This is a genomic window from Streptosporangium sp. G11, assembly GCF_051192615.1.
GTDB lineage: Bacteria > Actinomycetota > Actinomycetes > Streptosporangiales > Streptosporangiaceae > Streptosporangium.
In genome coordinates, this window is record NZ_JBPJUQ010000048.1 from 1 (window position 1) to 17471 (window position 17471).

Annotated in this window: 12 protein-coding genes; 8 read left to right on the forward strand and 4 right to left on the reverse strand. The window is 73.1% G+C overall.

Annotation, left to right across the window (positions count from 1 at the left end):
• Window positions 1–190: 190 nt before the first annotated feature.
• The gene (locus ACSDR0_RS33380; protein WP_435292912.1) at window positions 191–1003 is read right to left on the reverse strand and encodes an NADPH-dependent F420 reductase; all 813 of its coding nucleotides are present in this window, start codon (window positions 1001–1003) and stop codon (window positions 191–193) included.
• Here ACSDR0_RS33380 and ACSDR0_RS33385 point away from each other — a divergent pair.
• Window positions 915–1298 (forward strand): winged helix-turn-helix transcriptional regulator, encoded by a 384-nt coding sequence (locus ACSDR0_RS33385; RefSeq protein WP_435292913.1) that lies wholly within the window; start codon window positions 915–917, stop codon window positions 1296–1298. The two genes, ACSDR0_RS33380 and ACSDR0_RS33385, sit on opposite strands and share 89 nt — an antisense overlap.
• Before the next feature lie 79 nt (window positions 1299–1377).
• On the opposite strand, the gene ACSDR0_RS33390 is transcribed toward ACSDR0_RS33385, so the two are convergent.
• The 3 genes from ACSDR0_RS33390 to ACSDR0_RS33400 all read right to left on the reverse strand — a co-directional run bounded on the left by ACSDR0_RS33390 (window position 1378) and on the right by ACSDR0_RS33400 (window position 5005).
• Window positions 1378–2529: a low temperature requirement protein A gene (locus ACSDR0_RS33390; protein WP_435292914.1), complete on the reverse strand. Its 1152-nt coding sequence runs from the start codon at window positions 2527–2529 to the stop codon at window positions 1378–1380.
• Window positions 2530–2613: 84 nt separating this feature from the next.
• Window positions 2614–3393, reverse strand: coding sequence for a DoxX family membrane protein (locus ACSDR0_RS33395; protein WP_435292915.1), 780 nt, complete (start codon window positions 3391–3393; stop codon window positions 2614–2616).
• A gap of 79 nt (window positions 3394–3472) precedes the next feature.
• Window positions 3473–5005, reverse strand: coding sequence for an MFS transporter (locus ACSDR0_RS33400; protein ID WP_435292916.1), 1533 nt, complete (start codon window positions 5003–5005; stop codon window positions 3473–3475).
• Between the two features lie 273 nt (window positions 5006–5278).
• Between ACSDR0_RS33400 and ACSDR0_RS33405 the strand changes: the two genes are divergently transcribed.
• From ACSDR0_RS33405 to ACSDR0_RS33435, 7 genes are all read left to right on the forward strand, one after another.
• Window positions 5279–7204 carry a tetratricopeptide repeat protein gene (locus ACSDR0_RS33405; RefSeq protein ID WP_435292917.1) on the forward strand — a complete coding sequence of 642 codons (1926 nt, stop codon included), beginning with the start codon at window positions 5279–5281 and terminating at the stop codon, window positions 7202–7204.
• Between the two features lie 493 nt (window positions 7205–7697).
• Window positions 7698–10061 (forward strand): AAA family ATPase, encoded by a 2364-nt coding sequence (locus ACSDR0_RS33410; protein WP_435292918.1) that lies wholly within the window; start codon window positions 7698–7700, stop codon window positions 10059–10061.
• 241 nt (window positions 10062–10302) lie between these two features.
• Entirely contained in the window at window positions 10303–11286 is a 984-nt protein-coding gene (locus ACSDR0_RS33415; RefSeq protein WP_435292919.1) for an ABC transporter permease, read from the forward strand.
• Between the two features lie 7 nt (window positions 11287–11293).
• A complete protein-coding gene (locus ACSDR0_RS33420; protein ID WP_435292920.1) occupies window positions 11294–12202 on the forward strand; it encodes an ABC transporter permease in 909 nt (302 codons plus the stop codon).
• A gap of 66 nt (window positions 12203–12268) precedes the next feature.
• A complete protein-coding gene (locus ACSDR0_RS33425; RefSeq protein ID WP_435292970.1) occupies window positions 12269–14404 on the forward strand; it encodes a dipeptide ABC transporter ATP-binding protein in 2136 nt (711 codons plus the stop codon).
• A gap of 217 nt (window positions 14405–14621) precedes the next feature.
• A complete protein-coding gene (locus ACSDR0_RS33430) occupies window positions 14622–16313 on the forward strand; it encodes an ABC transporter family substrate-binding protein (RefSeq protein ID WP_435292921.1) in 1692 nt (563 codons plus the stop codon).
• Window positions 16314–16371: 58 nt separating this feature from the next.
• On the forward strand, window positions 16372–17460 hold the full coding sequence (locus ACSDR0_RS33435; protein ID WP_435292922.1) for a winged helix DNA-binding domain-containing protein: 1089 nt from the start codon (window positions 16372–16374) through the stop codon (window positions 17458–17460).
• Window positions 17461–17471 lie beyond the last annotated feature (11 nt).

The window sequence follows — 17471 nt, forward strand, 5'->3', positions numbered from 1 at the left end:
AACGGACGAGACCACCCCAACCTGGCGAGGCACTTACTAGAACATAAGGAGCAATCTACTCAAATCAAATGCCCTCTGACCCGTGACGCCTTGGGCGCGCTGGTCACAGGCGGCCGGGAATTCCCGGTACCGGGCGTTCTCGCGGGCCGACGGCTTCCGGGAAGACCGTGTCTTCCCGGAAGCCGCGTGGTCAGCCGGGGGCGCCGAAGGCGTATTTCAAAGGTGGCAGCACCGCCCGGGCGTCCGCGCCGCCGACCCAGAGGCCGATCATGAACGCCGCGGTCGCCTCCAGCAGGCCCGCGCGTTCCAGGCCGCCGCCGTCGACCGGCTCGCATCCGAGATCGGTGACGAGGGAGCGCACGGCGGCCAGCGCGGCGGGATCGTCGCCGCACAGGGGCACCGCCAGCGGGACGCCGTCGAAGGCGGGCGGCCTCATCCGCCACACGTCCTCGTGGCACAGGTTGAACGCCTTGACGACGCGGGCCCCGGTGCTCTCCGCGACGCGCCGCGCCATCGAGGGGCCGCCCTCGGTGGCCAGGGTGAACCGCCCCTGCACGACCGGGTTGACGCAGTCGGCGAGCACCCGCCCGTCCAGCGTCCCCCGGGCGGCCCCGGCCGCCGCCAGGACCTCGGTCACGGCGTGGTCGCGTACGGCCAGCAGCGTCACCTCGCCGAAGACCGCCGCCTCCTCCCAGGTGCCCGCCCGCGCGGCGGGTCCGAGCCTGCCCGCCAGGGCGGCGGCCTTCGCCGGGTCACGGCCGCTCACCGCCAGTTCGTGACCCGCGCGGGCCCAGTGTGTTCCGAGCGCGTCCGCCATGCGGCCCGCCCCGAGGATGCCGATGCGCATCCGTCCTCCCCTGCTCGACTGCCGGTTGGTGTAGGACGAATGTAGAAAGTTCGTCAGGCACCGTTCGGTGCGTGACGTCCCGGAGAGACTGGAGGACCCCGGCGTGTTCCTCGCCGACTGCCGCGCCCGGCTCGCCTTCGACCTGATCGGCAACACCTGGAACGCCGTCGTCGTCTGGGCCCTGCGCGCCGGTCCCCGGCGTCCCGGCGAGCTGCGCGAGGAGATCGGCGGGATCAGCGCGAAGGTGCTCACCGAGACCCTGCGCAGGCTGGAGTACAACGGCCTCGTCTCCCGGCGGGTCTACGCGGAGGCTCCGCCCCGGGTCGAGTACGGGCTCACCGACCTGGGCCACACGCTGGTGCCGCTGATCGGGGCCTTCGGGGAGTGGGCCTTCGACCACGGAGACGAGGTCCTCGACGCCCAGGACCGCGCCGAGGGTCTCACCGGGTGAGGATGACGTCGCGGGGGAGTCCGCGCAGGCTGCCGATGGGTGACGAGCCGGGCTGGGGGCGTACGGGGGACAGGGTGCGCTACGGCGCGGAAAGGACGGCGGCCTGGCGCCGCCCCTCCAGGACGATCACCGTGATCACCAGCGCGGTCAGCGCGGTGAGCTGAGCGAGGGCCGACCAGAGGCCGAGTGCGACCGTCAGGAGCGAGACCAGGGCACCGGCGGCCCGCAGGCCGTTGCCCGCGATGCCGAGGACGCGCCGGAACCAGGCGTCGCCCGCCATGAACAGGGCGACTCCCACGGCCAGGGTCAGGGCCGCGCTGAACTTCAGCGGGTCGACCGGGTGGCCGATCGCCTTCTTGACGCCCGCGGCGACCGCGACGATGCCCAGCAGCATCGGGATGTGCGCGTAGAAGTAGGCGCCGAGGATCAGCCGGGTGCGCCGCACCGGCTCGGCCGCCTCCAGGGTGTGCTCGGCGCGCGTCTCGTCGTCGCCGCCGAAGTAGAGCCACCACAGGCAGGCGGCCAGCGCGAGGCCGAGCACCGCCGCCAGGCCGAGGGCGAAGCCGACGTGGAGTCCCTTGGCGCCGATGCCGATCGCCACGATCGACTCGCCGAGCGCCACGATCACCAGCAGGCCGTGGCGCTCGACGATGTGCCCGGCCCGGAGGTTGAAGCCCTTCTGCCCGATGAAGTACGGACTGCCCCAGAGCAGGGCGACCGCCCCGGCCCAGAGCAGGTAGGTGTACGGCGCGGGGACCAAAGCGGCCACGCCGATGAGCGCGACCCCGCCGAGGTTGAACGGCAGCACCCGGGCGAAGGCCGAGGTGGCCTGCAGGTACAGCCCGGCGTGCACGACGATGAGCAGCAGGTATCCAACCGCGAACGCCAGGCCGTCGCCGTCGAACACCGAGGGGATCGACAGTGCCACGATCATGAATCCGGCCATGCCCAGCAGGATCAGCACCCTGCGGGCCGGCCGCGTCGGGGGGACGGCGTTGGTCAGCCAGGCGTAACCGGCGTACATCCACCAGATCGCGCCGAAGACCAGCAGCGCGCGCAGCGCGCTCTCGGCGGGCCTGCCCTCCTGCAGGCCGTCCACCATCAGGCCGGTGAGCTGGGTGACGGTGAAGACGAAGACCAAATCGAAGAAGAGCTCGAGGGTGGAGACGCGGAGCTCGGTCTCCGGCGGGGCGGGTTCGGCCCGCTCCGCGAACCAACCGGGGAGGCGCATCCGATCATTGTGCGGGTATGGCGCTCTCTTGTGAATTCAATTAGGCGACGGAAAGGCCCTGCCGCCCAAAGATGGATATATCTCTCAGCTTCCGGAGGAGGGCCGGTCCTTCTTCCCGGCCACGAGGGTGTCGCCGGTCTTGCCGGTCACGGGCGTCGCGACCGGCGTGGGCGTGGTCACGGGGGTCGCGGGGGGTACGGACGTCGCGGCGCCGGACGGGGGCTTGCGGGTGCGCGTACGGGGCCGGGTGGCGGCGGGGAACTCCGCGGTGTCGGTGGCGCCCTCCGACGAGGTGGACTCCGCCGGGGCGGGCCCCTTCGAGGCGGGCGGGGCGGGCTCGTCCGGGGTGGCGGGCTTCTTCCCCTGGGCGGGCGCCGCGTGGGTCTCGGGCTCGCGCAGCGCGGCGATGACGTCGTCGGCCTCGGCCTCGGCGGCGAAGTCCTCGGCTGCCTCGGCCTCGCGGCGCTTGATCACCACCATGTGGTCGACCGACAGGCGGCCCGCGCCGCCGACCGCCAGCAGGATGGAGGCGGCCCCGAGCGCCACGATCAGCTTGGCGTCGCCACCGGTGAGCGGCAGGCCGACCTCGCCGCTGGCCAGGATGAACACGGCGAGGGCCTCGGCGAACAGCAGGAGCCCGCACGCGGCCACCGCGAGACCGGCCACCAGCAGCGCGCCGCCGATGAGTTCCGTCAGCATGGTGGTCGCGGCCCACACGTAGGGTCCGGAGGCGCCCAGGGACGTGAACTGCTCGGCGGTGGCGTTCAGGCCCGCTTCGAGCTTGTGCCAGCCGTTGGCGAAGAAGATCCCGCCCACGCCCAGTCTGGCCGCCAGGGAAGCGAGATCATGAAGGGTTTGTCGCACGGTTCCTCATTCTGGTTAGATTCCCCGTTCTTGCCCATGCTTGACCGATAAATGACCGAGCTTAGACCTTCCAAACCCTTTACGAGGGGTCGTTCCCCTGTCCGCCGGGGCGGCGGGGCACCAGGAGCGTCACGGCCAGCGCGGTGGCGCCGAGCAGGAACACGCTCACCGCCACCGTCGTGTGCAGGCCGGAGACGAACGCGACGCGGGCCGAGTCGAGCAGCGCGTCCCCCACGCCGCCGCCGATCTCCCGCGCCACGTGCGCGGCGGAGGCGAGCGACTGGCGGGCCTGGTCCATCATCGCGGGCGCCACGCCGGAAACCGAGGGCAGCGACGGGGCGTACACGACCGTGGTGATCGTGCCGAGCACCGCGACCCCGAGCCCGGCGCCCAGCTCGTAGGCGGTCTCCTCGATCGCGGCGGCCCCGCCCGCGTGGGACTCCGGGGTGGACGACATGATCGTGTCGGAGGCGGCCAGCAGGGTGACCTGGATGCCGAAGCCGATGCCGACGAAGCAGAGCGTCAGGGCCATCGGGTGCCCCTCGGTGTGCCAGGTCAGGGTGGGGGCGAGGGAGAGGGCGGTCAGCGCCAGCCCGCCGCTCATCGTGGCGCGCAGCCCGAACCAGCGCAGCAGCTGCGCCCCGGCCAGGCCGCCCGCGATCGAGGCGATCATGAGGGGGAGCATCCGCACGGCCGCCTGGAGCGGGCTGTCGCCGAGGACCAGCTGGAGATACTGGGCGAGCATGAGCTCCAGCCCGACCAGGGCGAAGACCGTCAGCAGCACGCCGCCCACCCCGGCGCAGAACGCCCGCCGCCGGAACAGGCTCAGGTCCAGCAAGGGGAAGGCCAGCCGCCGCTGCCTGCGGACGAACCACACCAGCAGCCAGACGCCGCCCAGGAACGCCGCCACCCCGCCCGGATGCCCGGCCCCCGCCTCCTTCAGGCCGAAGGCCACCCCGAGGATGCCCAGCACCGACAGCAGCGCGCTGAGCGCGTCCCACGGCCGGCCCGTGCGCTTGCGGGACTCGGGAAGGATCCTGGCCGCCATGGGCAGCAGGACCACCAGGATGGGGACATTGATCAGGAAGACGGCGCCCCACCAGAAATGCTCGACGAGCACCCCTCCGATGAGCGGGCCGACCGCGGCCCCGGCCGCGGCCACCGCGCTCCAGACCCCCAGCGCGATCGCCCGCTCGTGCCGGTCGGTGAAGACCTGCCGGATGATGGAGAGCGTGGCGGGCATGATCATCGCTCCGCCGACGCCGAGCAGCGCGCGCGCGGAGATCAGCGCGAGCGGGGTCGGCGCGAACGCCGCCGCGGCCGAGGCGACGCCGAAGACCAGGTATCCGGCCAGCACCAGGCGCTTGCGCCCGTAGCGGTCACCGAGCGTGCCGAAGGTCAGCAGCAGCGGCGCGACCATCAGCGAGTAGACGTCGATGATCCACAGCAGCTCCACGGAGGACGGCTCGAGGCCGGCCGTCAGCGCCGGTACCGCGATGTGCAGCACCGTGGCGTCCACCGCGATCAGCAGCAGGCTGAAGCAGAGGATGGCGAGGACAGACCACCGGCCGGCCCCGGATGCCCGTGGGTCGCCGTCCGCGCGCCTGGCCATGACGGTGGTCATAAGCCGCTCAGGGTTTGCCGGCCTGGACGAACATGCGTCGCAGCTTAGGCGAAGTCGGGCACTGTCCGGGGTGGCATTGGACGATTGATTCACGAGAAATGTCCACTTTTGCACCCTGGGTCGATCGATGTGCCGCGCCTTTCTGGGCGCCGCCGACGACCTCTCTAGAGAGATACAGGCATATACCGCTATCTAGGCAAAAGGTGATCTCGCACGGACCATGGCGATCGTGTGGAGCCAGCGCGAGGCCCGTGAGCCGCCGTGGTGAGCGGGCCCGGCGGGAACGACCCCGCCCCGATCCCGCCGCCGCGTGATCCCGCCGACCTCCGGCACGGGCACGATCCCGCCCCGGTCGCCGTCCCGCCGCCCAGGGACCCCGCCGACCCCCGGCAGTGGTGCGCCGTGGCCGCCGCGTGGCTGGGCCGCGACCGGCCCGAGGCCGCGCTGGAGGCCGCCCGCAGGGCGCTGGACCTCGACCCCCGCTCCGAGGCGGGCGCCGACTGGGGATACCGGCTCGCCAGCCTCGCGTTCGAGCGGCTCGGCCGCGACGCGGAGGCCGTGGCGGCCGCCGAGGAGGCCGTACGCCTCGCACCGGGCTCCTGGGCCGCGCGGATGCGCCTGGGAGCGGCGCTGCGCAGGGTGCCGGGGCGCTGGCGCGAGTCGCGGGCGCAGGCGGCCAGGGCCGTCCGCTACGCGCCGGAGGAGCCGGACCCGCACGTCCTCGCCGGTGACCTCGCGCTGCTGCGGGGCGAGTACGGCCTCGCGGAGGCCGCCTACCGCGAGGCGCTGCACCGCCTGCCGGACCACCCGGGCGCCAGGATCAACCTCGGCCTGACCCGGCTGCGCTGGGAGCGCCCGCGCGCCCACCACGACCCCGCCTGGCCGGTCGACCCCCGCGAGACGGGCCGGGCCAGGCGCGCCCTGGAGGCGTGGTCGCGGCAGACCCGTCTCCTGCTGGCCGCCGCCCTCGTCGCGGTCTGCGCGGCGGAGTTCGGGTTCGGCCTGGCCACCGTGGCGAGGATCGGCGGCGGGCTGGTGCCGCTCGCCGTCCTGGCGCTCACCCTGCGGCAGGCGCACCGGGTCAGGCTCTGGTCGTACGTGCCCGGCATGCTCGCCCGCGACCTCTGGCTCAGCACGTCGGTCCTGGTCAGCCTGGTCGCCGTGGCCGCGTACGTCGCCGCCGTCGCCACCCTTCCCGCGGAGGTGCCGCCGCTCCTTTCCGGGCCGGCGCCGGGCGCGCCGGGGGTGGTCTGGGCGGCTCTCGCCGGGCTGGTGCTCCTCAACGGCGCGGTGCTGCTCGTCCTGCGCGTGCTCGTCGAGGCGTGGCGCGGGCGGCCGGTCAGGGCGCTGGCCGAGTTCGCCGCCGCCGGGGACGACCGCACGGCCAGGCGCGACGTGAACGTGACCCTCTGGCTGGTGGCGGGCCGGGCCTGGTCGGTGCCGGTGGCACTCGTGGTGGCCGTCGTCGTCCTGGACGAGCGGGGCTGGGCCCTGGCCGCGCTCGCCGTGCCGCTCGCGCTCGGCTGGGCGCGCGGCCGGACGGGACCGGCCCCCGGCCTCACCCGCGCGCTGGCCTCGGACCGAGGGCTGGCGGCGGCGCTGGCCCTGCCTGCCTCGGCGTCGATCCTGCTCGGCGTGGCCGGGGCGGCACCGGCCCTCGGGCTCGCCCATGTGGGGGAGTGGGCCTGGTGGGCCGGGATCGCGCTGCTGGCCGTACCGGTGGCGATATTCGCCACGAGGTCGGTGCGGGCGTGGTGGCGGGGGGCGCCGGGGCCGTGGCGGGCCTCGCTGGTCATGTGCGACGGCTGCGGGAGCCGCCTTCCCGGTGACGCCGGGCCGCCGGTGGGGCTCAGCGGGGAGGTGCGCGCGGCCTTCACCTACGCGCGGGGGGTGGTGCTCGCCTACGCCGACCCCAGCGGCCCGCGCGCGCTGGCCGTCGGCGCGGTCAGCTCGGTCGGCCCGAGCGGCGAGCTGCGCCTGATCGCCGCCTCCGACGCCTGGGAGGCCGCCGAGCGCGACCCCAGGGTGGCGGTCTTCGTCGCCGACCCGCTCGACCGCCGCTTCTGGGCCGAGGTGCGGGGCATCGCCATCGGCGACACCGAGGCCGACCTGCTGAGGATCACCCCCAAGGAAGTGGTGGTCGGCGAGTATCCCGGCCGCCACCAGGGCCGCGCCCGCCGCGGCTGAACGGTCCTTCCGGAGCGCCGAGCCGCCTTCGCAAGGGGCGCCGAACCGTCCTTTCCGGAGCGCGGACCCGTCCTCGCCGGGGAGCACGGCCCGCGGGCCGCCACCGAGGGCGCGGCCGTGGCCGTCCGCCGGGATCCGGGCCACCGGAGCGGGCGGTTTCCCCGAGCGGGGCCGCCTTGCCGGGCGGTGACATTTTCCTGCCCGTCCCCCCGCGGGGTTCCCCGCGACGGCGGGGGGAGGGAGGCGGCAGGGACCGGGTCATACCACCCGCCGGGAACGCCGGCGCGGGCCGCCGCGCGCGGGGCGCGGAGAAGACACAGGGAAGGGTGTGGCGGCAGGGATGGCGCGGGACGAGCTTGCTGCCTCGAACGTTGGTTTCATCCGTTCTCATCCGTATATCTGATCGTGCTCGCACGACGGCGTGGCGCGATCCTCAGGCACGCGCAAACGTCCCCCTGTTGCGGTATAACCGGGGGCGGACCGGGGAGGCGTGATGCGGGAATCCAGCAGGGCCCGTCCGGCGGGGCGCGCGGCGGCACGGGATCTGTTCGAGCAGGTGCGGCTGGGCTACTTCCGGCTCTCTCCGCCCCTGCGCAGGATGATCTACGTCGCGGTGCTGGCCGGAGCGGTCGCGCTGGCGTTCGGACTCGGCTGGTCGGCCCTCAACACGTTCTTCGTCACGCTGGCGCTGCTCGGCTTCGCGGCGCTGACCCTGCGCTTCCCCCGCGCCGCCGCCACCCTGCTCGTGGTGCTCGCCTGGCTGGCGACGATCCTGATCGTCCAGGGCGCCTCCGGCTGGAACTCGCCGATCCCGACGGCGCTGATGATCCTCGGCCCCCTGGTCGCCGGGGCCGCCCACCTCATCCGCTGGGTCCCCCCCTGGGTGACCACGGTCATGGCGCTGACGGCCGCCGGGCTGGCGGCCGTCCTGCTCGGCGTGGTCGTCACCGCGTTCGTGCCCGCCGTCGCCGTCTGGGCCGCGTACGCCGTGGCGGCCGGGGTGCTGGTCCACCGGTTCCTGCAGGCCCGCCGGGTGCGGGTCGCGCTGGAGACGGGGGAGCAGCGCCAGGCCGGGCTCCGGGTCCGCGAGGGCGGCCACCTGGCCCCCGCCCAGGGAACCGGCGAGCGGGACGCGCCGCCGCCCATCTCGGTGGAGGAGGCGCTCGGCGAGCTGGACGCCATGATCGGCCTGGCCCCGGTGAAGGAGCAGGTCCGCTCGATCGCCGCCTCGATCGAGGCGGCCAGGCTGCGCAAGGAGGCCGGATACTCCACCGAGCCGCCGATGCGGCACTTCGTGTTCGTCGGCCCGCCGGGCACCGGCAAGACCAGCGTGGCCAGGACCGTCGCGAAGATCTTCTACGCCTTCGGCCTGCTGGAGACCCCCTACGTGGTGGAGGCCCAGCGGGCCGACCTGGTGGGGGAGTTTCTCGGGGCCACCGCGATCAAGACGAACGAGCTGGTCGACCGGGCGCTCGGCGGGGTGCTGTTCGTCGACGAGGCGTACAGCCTGATCAACTCCGGTGACGGCCAGCCCGACCGGTTCGGCTCGGAGGCCGTGCAGACGCTGCTCAAGCGGGCCGAGGACGACCGCGACCGGCTGATCGTCATCCTGGCCGGATATGAGAAGGAGATGACCACCTTCCTGTCGTCGAACCCCGGCCTGTCCAGCCGGTTCTCCAGCAGGGTCCGCTTCCCGAGCTACGCCCCCGACGAGCTGCTCCAGATCACCGAGCTGCTGCAGCGGCGCAGGGGCGACCGGATGGCGCCCGAGGCCGCGCCCGCCCTGCTCGCCCGCTTCGAGGACATCCACCGGCGCGCGATCGTCGACGACCTGGGCAACGCCCGGTTCGTCCGCAGCCTCGTGGAGGCCGCCGCGCAGGCCAGGGACGTGCGCGTGGTGGGGGCGGGCGGCGCGCCCACCACCGAGGACCTGGTCACCACGGTCGAGGGCGACGTCGTCAAGGCCTTCGACGAGCTCACCGCCCGCTATCGGGGCTATCAGGCCGCGCCCTCCCTCGAGGAGGCGCTGGCCGACCTCGACCGCATGGCGGGGCTGGAGCCCGTCAAGCGGCAGGTGCACGCGATCGCCGCGCAGCTCAGGGTGGCCAAGATGCGCCAGGAGCGAGGGCTGCCGACCCCGCCGCAGATGCGGCACTTCGTCTTCGCCGGGCCTCCCGGCACCGGCAAGACCACCGTGGCCCGCATCCTGGGCCGCATCTTCGCCGCGCTGGGCCTGCTCCCCCAGCCCGACGTGGTGGAGGCCCAGCGGGCCGACCTGGTCGGCCAGCACCTCGGCGCCACCTCGATCAAGACGAACGAGCTGGTCGACCGGGCGCTCGGCGGGGTGCTGTTCGTCGACGAGGCGTACGGCCTGGTCAACTCCGGCTACAGCGGGGGCGACGCCTTCGGCACCGAGGCCGTGCAGACGCTGCTCAAGCGGGCCGAGGACGACCGCGACCGGCTGGTGATCATCCTGGCCGGATACGAGCGGGAGATGAACGCCTTCCTGTCGTCCAACCCGGGCCTGGGCAGCAGGTTCAACCAGCGGGTGCAGTTTCCCTCCTACTCGCCGGGGGAGCTCACCGAGATCGCGGTGCTGCTCGCCGACGGGTCGGGCGACAGGTTCGACGACGACGCCCGCCGCGACCTGGCCGAGGTCTTCACCTGGGTCTGCGACGAAGGCCTGATCGACGGCCTCGGCAACGGCAGGTTCGCGCGCTCGCTCTTCGAGCGCGCCGCGATGCGCAGGGACGTCCGCCTGGCCGCCCTCGGCGGCGCCACCGCCAGCGCCGCCGACCTGACCACCATCACCAGCGCCGACCTGCGCGCCGCCGTGGACGAGCTCGCCGGGAAGTGACCCCGGCGGCCCGGCGGGAACGCCGGGAAGTGGCCCCGGTCCGGCCGGAAGCGCCTCCGCGGCTCTCCGGGAAAGGCCCCCGGTCCTTCGGGAGGTGACTTCGGGCCCGGCCGGCTGACGCGCGGGCCCGGCGGCGCCATCTCTCACCGAGATCCCTCCGATTCGGTACGCTATGCAGCCCACCGGTCGCCGAGTGTAGCAAGATGGTCACCGACAGCGGCGGGGCTCCGGAGGAGGAAAGATGGCGGGATTCCTTGCCCGCAGGCTGCTCAACTACCTGGTGCTGATCGTCGTGGCCACCAGCCTGGCCTACATGCTGGCCGCCTCCGCCCTCAACCCGCGCTCCAACTACGAGGGCCGCACCCCCCCGATTCCCCCGGCCGTCGTCGACGCGCGCCTCACCGACCTCAACCTGAACGACCGCACCCCGCTGCTCGCGCGCTACCTGACCTGGGCGGGCGGCATCGTGCGCGGCGACCTCGGCAAGACGGTGACCGGAGACTCGGTCGGCGACGACCTCGGGCGCCGGATCGGCGTCACCCTGCGCCTGATCACGATCGGGCTGGTCCTCGGCAGCGTGACCGGCGTGCTCATCGGCGCCTACGCCGCGGTCAGGCAGTACGGCCTCTTCGACCGGCTGTCGACCGGCCTGGCCTTCGTCGTTCTCGCGGTTCCCACGGTGGTGCTCGCCAACATCCTGATCATCGCCGCGATCCGGCTCAACGAGGCGGCCGGCACCCAGATCTTCCTCGTCAGCGGCGAGGCGACGCCCGGCCTGCAGGAAGGGTTCGCCGCCGCCGTGCTCGACCGGGTCCGGCATCTGGCCCTGCCCACGCTGTCGCTGTCGCTCGGGCTGGTCGCCGTCTACAGCCGCTACCAGCGCAACATGATGCTCGACGTGCTCGGCGCCGACTTCATCCGCACGGCCATGGCCAAGGGGCTGAGCCGCCGCGCCGCGCTGACCAGACACGCGCTGCGCACCGCGCTGATCCCGGCGGTCACCTACTTCGCCTTCACCTTCGGGTCGCTGCTGGTCGGCACCACCTTCACCGAGAAGATCTTCGGCTGGCACGGCATGGGGGAGCAGCTGGTCAACTCGATCTCCACCAACGACGTCAACACCGTCGCGGCCATCAGCTGCTTCGCCGCGCTGGCCGTGCTGCTGGCCTCGCTGGCCTCCGACGTGCTCCACGCCCTCCTCGACCCGCGCGTCCGGGTGGGGTGAGCCGCGGATGACCATCGCAGAGGAGGAGCTCGCCGAACACCGGGCGTCCGTCGACAGGATCAAGGCGCCCTCGCGGCTGCGGGTGGTCGCGGGCCGCCTGCTGCGCTCGGGCCGGGGCAGGACCGGCTTCACGCTGCTCGTGCTGATCTTCCTGCTGGCCTTCGCCGGGCCCCACCTCACCCATTGGACGTACGCTTCGAAGGACTACACGGCCTTCCTCTCGCCGCCCTCCGCCGAGCACTGGTGGGGGACCCTGCAGACCGGCGCCGACGTGTACGCGGTCACGCTGCGCGGCATGCAGAGGTCCCTGGTCGTCGGCCTGCTCGCCGCGGTGGTCGGCACCGCGCTCGCGGCCGTGGTGGGAGCCTTCGCCGGATACTTCGGCGGCTGGACCGACCGCGCGCTGACCTGGCTGACCGACCTGCTGCTGGTGCTCCCGGCCTTCCTGATCCTGGCGATCATGTCCCCGCTCTTCGCCGGGGGGCAGTGGCCGGTGTTCGTGCTGGTGCTGGCGCTCTTCCTCTGGATGGTCACCTCGAAGATCGTCCGCAGCATGACCATCTCGCTCAGGGAGCGGGAGTTCATCCACGCGGCCAGGTTCATGGGCGTGCCCCCGACGAGGATCATCTTCCGGCACGTGATCCCCAACATGTCCTCGCTGCTGATCGTCGACGCCACGCTCAACGTCAGCGCCGCGATCCTCACCGAGACGTCCCTGTCCTACTTCGGCTTCGGCATCCAGCCACCCGACGTCTCGCTGGGCAGCCTCATCGCCGACGGCGCGAAGACGGCCCTCTACGCCCCCTGGACGTTCTGGTTCTGCGCGGGCCTGCTGATCGTCACCGTGCTCGCGGTGAACCTGGTCGGCGACTCCCTGCGCGACGCCTCCGATCCCACGTCCCACAGGGGCGGGTGACCGGTGGCGAGCGAGCGGCCCTCGGGCACGACGTCCCGGAGCGGCGGGAGCGGCGCGTACGAACCCGTGCCCGACCCGGCCGCCCCCGTGCTCGAGGTGCGCGACCTCGACGTCACCTTCGGCTCGGGGCCCGGCGCGGTCCGCGCGGTCAGGGGCATGGGCTACGCGGTCCGTCCGGGCGAGGTGCTCGGCGTCGTCGGGGAGTCCGGCTCAGGCAAGTCTGTCACCTCGCTGGCCGTGATGGGCCTGCTCCCGGCGCACGCCCGCGTCACCGGCTCGGTGCGGCTGCTCGGGCAGGAGATCCTGGGCGCCCCGGAAAGGACGCTCACCGCGTTCCGCGGCAAGACCGTCTCGATGGTCTTCCAGGACCCGCTCTCCGCGCTCACCCCCGTCTACCGGGTCGGCGACCAGGTCGCCGAGGCGATCCGCGTCCACCAGCGGGTGAGCGCGGGCCAGGCCGCCAGGCGCGCCGTCGAGCTGCTCGACCTGGTCGGCATCCCCAACGCCGCGCAGCGCGCCAGGGCGTTCCCGCACGAGTTCTCCGGCGGCATGCGCCAGCGCGCGGTGATCGCGATGGCGATCGCCAACGACCCCGAAGTGATCCTCTGCGACGAGCCGACCACCGCGCTCGACGTGACCATCCAGGCGCAGGTGCTGGAGGTGCTGAAGGCGGCGCAGCGCGAGACCGGCGCGGCGATCGTCGTCATCACCCACGACCTGGGGGTGGTGGCCGGGTTCGCCGACCGGGTCCTCGTCATGTACGCCGGGCGTCCCGTCGAGGTCGGCTCGGTGGACGAGGTCTACTACCGCCCCCGCATGCCGTACACCATGGGCCTGCTCGGTTCGATCCCGCGCCTGGACCGCGGCCGGGAGCAGCCGCTGGTGCCCATCGGGGGAAACCCGCCGTCACCGGCGGCGCTGCCGCCGGGCTGCCCGTTCGAGCCGCGCTGCCCGATCGCCGTCCCGGCGTGCGCCGAGGCCGAGCCGGAGCCTGAGCCGGTGGGCTCGCCCGGCCACCTCGCGGCGTGCATACGCTCCGGCGAGATCGAGGCGGAGGGCTGGTCGCCCGCCCAGGTCTACGGCGTGCGCGGATCCGCCGGGGGCGGCGCCACCCGGCGCCCCGCGAGCCCCGCGGCGCCCGCGGACACCGCCGACCTCGCCGCCGCCGCTGTCGAGGAGCCGCCGCGTCCGCGTGAGGAGCGCGGCGTGGTCCTGGCGGTCGAGGACCTGGTCAAGCACTATCCCCTGGTCAAGGGGGCGCTCCTGCGGCGGCGGGTCGGCACGGTCCGCGCGGTGGACGGCGTCGGCTTCGACGTCCGCGAGGGCGAGACGCTCGGCCTGGTCGGCGAGTCGGGCTGCGGCAAGACGACCACCCTGATGGAGATCCTCGAACTCGCGGTGCCGCAGCGCGGCAGGATCACGGTGCTGGGCCGCGACACCTCGCGGATGGGCGCCCGCGACCGGATGGCCGTGCGGCGCGACATGCAGGTCGTCTTCCAGGACCCGCTGGCCTCCCTCGACCCGAGGATGACCGTCTACGACATCCTCGCCGAGCCGCTGCGCGCGCACGGCCACCGGAACCCCGGGCCGAGGATCGGCGAGCTGCTCGGCCTGGTCGGGCTGGAGACCGGCCACGCCGCCCGTTACCCGCAGGACTTCTCCGGGGGCCAGCGCCAGCGCGTCGGCATCGCCCGCGCCCTCGCGCTGGAACCCCGGCTGGTCGTGCTGGACGAGCCGGTCTCGGCGCTCGACGTGTCCATCCAGGCGGGGGTGCTCAACCTGCTGGAGGAGCTGAGGGCCCGCCTGGGCCTGTCGTACCTGTTCGTGGCGCACGACCTGGCCGTGGTCCGGCACATCGCCGACCGGGTCGCGGTCATGTATCTGGGGAGGATCGCCGAGATCGGCCCGGTCGGCGCGGTCTACGACACCCCGGCGCACCCCTACACGCGGGCCCTGCTGTCGGCGATCCCGCTGCCGGACCCGGTGCTGGAACGTTCCCGCAGGCGCGTCCTGCTGGAGGGGGACCTGCCCAGCCCGGCGGACCCTCCCTCGGGATGCCGCTTCCGCACCCGCTGCCCCCTGTTCAAGGTCCTCGACGAGACCGACAGGCGGCGCTGCGTGGACGAGGAGCCCGAGGTACGGCGGTTCGGGGACGACCACGGCGTCTCGTGCCACTTCGCCGAGAGGACCGACGCCGTATGACCGACCGACGCCGCATGACCCACCCGTGCGCCCGGTCGTATGCCGGGACGCCCGTCGAGACGCTTACCGAGACGCCCGCCGAGACCAGACCGGCCGCACGCCGTTCGCACACACAGCCGCACGCACAGTCGTACGCGCGGTCGCACGCACGGCCCCGTGCACGGCCGCACGCCCACTCGTATGCCCCGGGAGGAACACCGTGATATCAATCCGGCGCGTGGGCGCGCTCGCCGCCACGCTGGCCGTGGCCCTGGCCGTGGCGCCGGGTCTCGCCGGGTGCGGGGGAGGGGGAGGCGGAAAGCCGGGCGGGCCCGCCCCGGCGGTCAAGGCCTACGACGTCAACCCGGTCGCCCGCGACCGGGTCGCGGACGGGGGCGTGCTCCGCTGGGGGCTCAACGAGTATCCGTCCAACTGGAATCTCAACCACGTCGACGGCAACCTGGCGACGGTCAAGAGGGTCATGGACGCCCTCATGCCCTCCCCCTTCCGCTCCGACGCCAAGGGGAAGATCTCCCCGAACACCGACTACCTGTCCGAGGGCAGGGTCACCTCGCACAGGCCCAGGCAGGTCGTCACGCTGACCCTCAACCCGCGCGCCAGATGGTCCGACGGCACGCCCATCACCTGGGAGGACTACCGCGCCCAGTGGCAGGCGCTGAACGGCCGCGACGCCGACTACCGGGTGGCGAGCACCACCGGCTACCAGAACATCCAGCAGGTCGCCAGAGGCAGGGACGACCACCAGGTCGTGGTGACCTTCGCCAAGCCCTTCGGCGACTGGCAGTCGCTGTTCGCGCCTCTTTACCCCCGGAGCACCAACGTCACCCCCGAGGCGTTCAACACCGCCTGGCTGAACCGCGTCCCGGTCACCGCGGGCCCGTTCAAGTTCGTCGCGTTCGACCCGACCGCCAAGACCCTCACCATCGCGAGGGACGACCGCTGGTGGGGCGATCGCGCCAAGCTGGACCGGATCATCTACCGCTCCCTGGAGAGCGACGCGCTGGTCGGCGCCTTCAGCAACGGCGAGCTCGACACCTTCGACATCGGCCCGTCCGCGCCCGACTACGCGCGGGCCAAGAGCACCCCGGACGCGATCGTGCGGCAGGCGGCCGGCCCCGACTTCCGGCACATCACGATGAACGGCGAGAGCGCCGTCCTGTCCGACCTGAGGGTCCGCAGGGCCGTGGCGATGGGTATCAACCGCCAGGCCATCGCCCAGTCGGACCTCCAGGGCCTCGACTGGCCGATCGTGCTGCTCAACAACCACTTCTTCATGAACACCCAGGAGGGTTACCGGGACAACGCCGGTGAGATCGGCACGTACGACCCCGGCAGGGCCGGCAGGGAGCTGGAGGCCGCGGGCTGGAAACTGGAGGGCCGGACCCGCAGGAAGGACGGCAGGGACCTGAACCTGCGTTTCGTCCTGCCGTCGGGCCTGCAACTCGCCAAATCCGAGGCAGAGCTCGTCCAGGACATGCTCGGCCGGATCGGTGTCGGGGTCACCCTGCAGTCGGTGCCCACGGACGACTACTTCACTAAATACATAATTCCTGGCAATTACGACATCACCGCGTTCGCGTACGTGGGCACGCCCTTTCCCGTCTCCAGCGCCTACGGCCAGTACGCCGACGCCGTCAGGCGCCCCGACGGAACCAGGCAATGGAACGCCAACCTCGGCCGCATCGGCTCCCCCCGGATCGACGCCGCCATGAACAAGGCGACCGCCAACCTCGACGACGCCAGGGCCATCGCCGACACCAACGCCGCGGACAAGCTCATCTGGCAGGCGGTCAACGTGGTGACGCTCTACCAGCGGCCGCAGAACGTCGCGGTCAAGAGCAACCTCGCCAACTTCGGGGCCCGAGGCTTCTACGACCTGAGATACCAGGACATCGGCTTCGTGCGATAGCCCCAGGCCTGTCCCCGGCGGGCCGTGTTCTGTCGGGGACGCGGTGTAGAAGTTGGTCATGGCTATCTCGGTGACCTGGCCCCAGGTGCTCTCCTGGCGGTTGAAGCGGCAGTTCGTCGACCCGGCCGACGCGCCCGACGCGGTGTCCGTCGTGCGCAGGCTCACCGGCGTGCAGGCGCAGGTGGCCTCCTCCGCGGTCCTGGCGGTGGCCGTGCGGAGCGCGCGGCCGGACCCCGGCGAGATCGACCGCGCCCTGTGGCGAGATCGCAGCCTGGTCAAGACCTGGACGGCGCGCGGCACCCTGCACCTCGTCCCCGCCGACGAGCTGGCCTCCTACGCCGCCGTCCTCGGCTCGTTCCGCAACTGGGAGAAGGGCTCCTGGCAGCGCGGCCACGGCGTGACCGCCGCCGAGGTCGCCGCCATCCTCGACGCCGCGCCCGAGGCGCTCGCGGGCCGCGTCCTCACCCGCGAGGAGCTGGTCGACGGGGTCATCGAGGTCACCGGCGACGCCCACCTGCGGGAGGCGCTCACCTCCGGCTGGGGCGCCCTGCTCAAGCCGCTGAGCTTCCTCGGCGAGCTCTGCTACGGCCCGCCGCGCGAGGGCCGGGTGACCTTCGCCAGCCCCCGCGACCAGGTGCCCGGCTGGTCCGGCGAGCTTCCCTCGGCGGAGGAGGGCGGGGTGCGGCTGCTCCGCTCCTTCCTCGGCGCCCACGGTCCCGGCGCCCCCGAGACGTTCGACGGCTGGCTGTACCGGGGGGCCGTCCGCAAGGCGACGCTGCGCGGCTGGTTTCGCGACCTCACCCCCGAGCTGGCCGAGATCGAGGTGGACGGCCGGCCGATGGTCATGCTCGCCGAGCACCTCGACGACCTGGCCGCGACCCGGCCCGCCACCGGGGTCCACCTCCTGCCCGGCTTCGACCAGTACATCCTGGCCGCCCCGCGCGACCTGGAGCCCCTCCTGCCCGCCGCGGCGAAGGCGAAGGTCAGCCGGGCCGCCGGCTGGATCTCCCCGGTCGTGATCCACGAGGGCCGGGTGGCCGGGGTCTGGGAGGCGAAGGACGGCAGGATCGCCGTCGACCTCCTGGAGGAGGTCCCGGCCGCCGCCCTCGCCGCCGAGACCGAACGGGTCTCCGCGCTCCTTCGCTGACCCGGGCTCGG

Excerpts from the sequence above, each read along its gene's own strand:
- ACSDR0_RS33390 (WP_435292914.1), bottom strand. The coding sequence starts at position 2,529 with ATGCGCCTCCCCGGTTGGTTCGCGGAGCGGGCCGAACCCGCCCCGCCG.
- ACSDR0_RS33400 (WP_435292916.1), bottom strand. The coding sequence starts at position 5,005 with ATGGCCAGGCGCGCGGACGGCGACCCACGGGCATCCGGGGCCGGCCGG.
- ACSDR0_RS33410 (WP_435292918.1), top strand. The coding sequence starts at position 7,698 with ATGCGGGAATCCAGCAGGGCCCGTCCGGCGGGGCGCGCGGCGGCACGG.
- ACSDR0_RS33415 (WP_435292919.1), top strand. The coding sequence starts at position 10,303 with ATGGCGGGATTCCTTGCCCGCAGGCTGCTCAACTACCTGGTGCTGATC.
- ACSDR0_RS33420 (WP_435292920.1), top strand. The coding sequence starts at position 11,294 with ATGACCATCGCAGAGGAGGAGCTCGCCGAACACCGGGCGTCCGTCGAC.
- ACSDR0_RS33435 (WP_435292922.1), top strand. The coding sequence starts at position 16,372 with ATGGCTATCTCGGTGACCTGGCCCCAGGTGCTCTCCTGGCGGTTGAAG.